Annotated in this window: 2 protein-coding genes and 1 pseudogene; 2 read left to right on the top strand and 1 reads right to left on the bottom strand. The window is 63.2% G+C overall.

What is annotated here, in order from left to right; translation table 11 throughout:
• Positions 1 to 108: 108 nt before the first annotated feature.
• Positions 109 to 1,359, top strand: a complete 1,251-nt coding sequence (locus ALLO2_RS22590) for a recombinase family protein (protein ID WP_232235292.1) — start codon at positions 109 to 111, stop codon at positions 1,357 to 1,359.
• A gap of 1,268 nt (positions 1,360 to 2,627) precedes the next feature.
• Here ALLO2_RS22590 and ALLO2_RS26745 read toward each other — a convergent pair.
• Entirely contained in the window at positions 2,628 to 3,269 is a 642-nt protein-coding gene (locus tag ALLO2_RS26745; RefSeq protein WP_198031078.1) for a hypothetical protein, read from the bottom strand.
• Positions 3,270 to 3,391: 122 nt separating this feature from the next.
• Here ALLO2_RS26745 and ALLO2_RS22600 point away from each other — a divergent pair.
• A pseudogene (locus ALLO2_RS22600) lies at positions 3,392 to 3,576 on the top strand (IS66 family transposase); the annotation flags it as partial.

Below are 3,576 nucleotides of genomic sequence, written 5' to 3' on the forward strand. Positions count from 1 at the left end.
CATCCAGGCAGCCGTCGGCCTCCAGAAAATCAACGAACAGCAATCCGAGCGAATACTGAGCTTCGAGAGAATCAAGAGAGTTTCTGAATAACTTCCGTGGTGTACCGGGTGGTGCGGCCGGTGTACGAGGGCGCCCTGGAGGACTTGAAGCGGGGAGCCACCAAAACCGGCAAGCCCCTTGACGGCCTCATCGTCTCCGACGTGGACCGGCTCACCCGCGACCCGCGCCACCTGGAAGACGCCATTGACGTGGTGGTCCAGTACGGGCGGCCCGTCATTGACATCAGCGGCACCCTTGACCTCCTCACGGACAACGGGCGCTCCGTGGCCCGGATCGTCGTGGCCCTGAAGAACCAGCAGTCCGCCGACACCTCCCGGCGGGTGCGGACGGCCCACCGCGAGCTCGCCAAGGCGGGTGTCCCCGTGGGCGGCTACCGGCCCTTCGGCTGGGAGCCGGACAAGCGCACCATCCGCAAGGCCGAGGCCGACATGATCGTCGTCGGTGCTGACGAAATCCTTGCCGGGGTCGGCACGCACACGCTCTGCCGCCGCTGGAATGAGCTGGGCATTCTCACGACCCGGGGCCACCAGTGGCAGCGCCAGGTGATGAAGAACATGTATCTGTCTCCCCGCCTCGCGGGCTACCGGGTACACGGCCCGACCACGGTTCCCTTGGAGCAGCGCTACGCCTGCACCGTAGACGGCCAGCCCGTCATGGGCCTTCAAGGTCACATCCTGGACGTCGAGGTCTGGGAGAAGGTGGTGGCGAAGCTCCGCGACCCCGCTCGGACCGGCAACCAGAACATCCACATAGGCGGCCGGAAGTATCTGCTGTCCGGAATCATCCGCTGCGCCTACTGCGGCGCGCGGCTCACCGGCGGCTGGGACAAGGGGTGGAAGAAGCATCACTACTCCTGCCGTCCCGTCACCGCTGGTGGCTGCGGCAGCGTCGCCGTGACCGGCCACCACGTTGACGAACTGGTCACGAACTTGGTGCTGGCCTATCTGGCAAACCGGGACGTGGAAGCCGAAAGCGGCCCGTGGCCCAAGCCGGCCGAGGCGGAGATCGCCGAGATCATGGCCGCCTGGCGGGAGACGAAGCGCGGCGGCACCCGCGCCCTCCAGCTGGTGGAGGAGCTGGAGGGGGACGTGGCGAAGCTCCGGGGGGAGCGCAACGACTGGCTGCGCGCCCACTCCGGCCCCCAGCTGACCAACGTGGCCTCGTCCTGGCCTCGGCTGGAGGTGGAGCAGCGCCGTGACATCATCGCCACCGTTATCGAGGCCGTGGTGCTGTCCAAGGCCGATGGGCCGAAGAACCGTTTTGACCCGGATCGCATCACCGTGATCTGGCGTCCCTGACCAACCTGCCCCGCCGGATCACTCTGGCGGGGCTTACCCTTGGCCGCATGGCCCTCTTGGCCGCATGGCCCTCCACCTGTCCGGCGACCCCGAGGCCGACGCCCTCATCACGTCCGACGCCTTGGCGCTCCTGGTGGGTATGGTTCTTGACCAGCAAATCGGACATGTAAGGAACGAATTCGGACGTTCCGTCACGGGTTGGATACCCTCTGTGGCATTCGGCTGGGGTTGATGACCGTCCCGCGCTAAAGCAGCGCCGAGCGCGGGGATGCAGTTTCCATGATCTCGTCCGCGACCTTCAGCGCTTCCCGCGTCTCATCCACGCTTGGCTCCCGGCCTCCGTGGATTGCCGTGTTCCGAGGCTCCGCCAAAAAGCTCATGATCCGCTTGCCCGCGTCTCNGGGTAGCTNCNCNCCNANNTTTTTCAGCNCCTGANCGCGCCCGCCGATCTGGCGGCTCTTCTCTATCACATAGCCCGCGACGTCTGACCGTAGTCCAGCAAGTTCCTGATCCAGCAAATAGGTCAGAGCCATCTCCGCCGCCGTCGCCGCATCCAGTACGGCCCTCCGACGCTGCCCGCGGCGGTTGGCCGCGATGGCGTCCCGGAGCAACAAATGTTCGGTGGGCGGCTGGCGACCGTCTGACGCTGCCTTAAGTATCGCCTTCCAGCGATCACTTTCCAAGGCATTTACCGGTGACATGGTGAGGGAAATGGGAGCAGGGTTTCTCACCCTCTCTCCATCGGGACCGTACTTAAACCAGAGTTCGAGGTCATCTCCCGGGCGGCTTGCCCCATCGTAGTGGGGATCAAGGTTTTGTCGCGCTACCACCTCAACCCAGTCGGCCGCGAGCCTCCACCAGGCGTCAATATCCTGGTACAGGTTCTGCCCGCGTTCTTTTCGCCTGACGCTTTCGGGCTGATCCGCGGTGGCAATGGTGTGCCGAACTACGAAGGCGCGGACAAGCGCGTTACCATTGGCTCCTAGCGGATNGTTTGACTTGAAGTGGGACACGTTACCCCATGCACTCCCCACGGAACGGTAGCGTTCGTCCCAGTCAATATCATTCCGCACCGTTTTCATCGCGGGGGCTGTCAGGATAGGCCCATTATTCAGAAGTTGAAGTGAGGGCATGACCAGGCTGATATCCATGCCGCCAATACGAACCGGCGTCTCTGAGGCGAGTACGGCTACCTTGACCGCGACCGGCGCCGGTAGTCTGAATATTCCTTCTAGAGTAAGATCAGGCATGTTGCTCCACATGGGGTACTAATATGGCATCAAAGCTGTCAACGTGTTCTCGAGCGCAAGGAGAGCGCGACGTGCAGCCGCGATGGTTTTCGTCTCATCTACACCATGTTTCACGCCCTGCAACTCATCAAGGCACCGGGTCATCATCATTATGATTACCGTGNCGCCGTCGCTTTTCATGCCAAAGCCTCGTACTGCGTAACGAACACGTAGCGCTCGATGCGGTTTGCCGTTCTTAGGGTCAATTTCCTTTGCGTATTGACCAACATTTTCCCGCCATGCGAGGACCTCATCATCAGGCGCAATGGTGCGCAAAGTCCAGTCAAGTGCCTCCACACCCGAGTTCGCCGCCTGAGAGGCCGCATCTGGCCCATTCGAGGTCAGCGCGTGCCAAGCTCCCCTCAGCTTCGGAACCGCCTTAGGGCATGCTTGCCCTAGCCAGGAGGAGAGATGATCAGTAAGCTGTTCACGACCTTCCCGCCACCGTTCATCTTCAAGGTTGGCTTCTTCGGCGGCCTCACCGAGATCATTTCCGATCTCGACTACATGAAGTGTGGTCGCGCCCAGAGAGGAAAGTCGGCCTGGAGATGGTGGCGGCGAGACGATGGCCGCATCAAGGGTTTGGCGCCAGCCGTCGGCTGCGAGATTGGNGAAGGCCAAGAAATTGTACGTATTCGGAAGTCCCGTTGTTGATCTTTTGGGGTGACGGCCTTCGGGGCTGGGTGTGGCCTGATGGTCGTGGTGGGTGATGTTCTGCCGGTCGGGGTGGTTTGCTGCGGTGCGTGACGGTTGTCGAGTCGGGGGCGGGCGCTGCCGCGAGCGGTGAGGTTGCCGAGGGCGCGGCGCTGCTGGCGGAGAACGCCTGGCTGCGGGCCCGGGTCGCGGAGCTGTTGACGGACATCGCCGGGCTGGTCGCGCGGGAGGCGACGCGTGAGGCCGAGGTGGTGGAGCTGCGTCTCCAGCTCGA

Origin of the sequence: Frankia sp. Allo2 (assembly GCF_000733325.1) — a bacterium.
In the GTDB taxonomy this organism is placed as follows: Bacteria; Actinomycetota; Actinomycetes; order Frankiales; family Frankiaceae; genus Frankia; species Frankia casuarinae.